A 515-nucleotide genomic window follows, 5' to 3' on the forward strand; every position below is an offset into this window, starting at 1 on the left:
ATCACGACCACTTGATGTGATCTCTACAGGAAAAATTGCTCTACAAACTAAAGACGGCGCACATATCCATCCTCATAAAACAACATCCTGCGTCATTGACAGGACAACCAGACACCATCTCGTGTATTGCCGGGGGGAAAAGCAAAAAACCGGATTAACTCTCACAGCCTCAATACCTGCACAGCATCTGGCCGTTGAAACAGGTGCCACACATGGATCAGGGATAAGGCAAATATGTGTCATGTATCTTCAGGTGAGGAAACTTCCCCTCACATCCACTGCTCTCCCCTTCCTTCGCGAGAGCTGCTTCCTTCCAGGCTTACGCATTTAAATGCCGGGGTACGTGAGTATTACAGAAAGCTTCAGGTTCAAACTGACGATGACAGGCCTGCAGATTTCTATGGTATGTACACGCTAAAAGTTCACACAGGGGGCAAACCCTTTGTCTGTGACCTTGACGGGTGTACCAAGGCTTTCACTTCATTCGGTAATCTCACCACCCACAAACGCATCCA

The 515-nt window shown here is 48.0% G+C and carries 1 protein-coding gene; it reads left to right on the plus strand.

Features of this window, described 5'->3' with window-relative positions; genetic code table 11:
* Nucleotides 1-234: 234 nt before the first annotated feature.
* Nucleotides 235-515, plus strand: a 281-nt coding sequence (locus E1189_RS24395) for a hypothetical protein (RefSeq protein ID WP_230459850.1), incomplete at its 3' end; no start/stop codon positions are given.

This window comes from Parendozoicomonas verongulae (genome assembly GCF_009711465.1).
Classification (GTDB): Bacteria; Pseudomonadota; Gammaproteobacteria; order Pseudomonadales; family Endozoicomonadaceae; genus Sansalvadorimonas; species Sansalvadorimonas verongulae.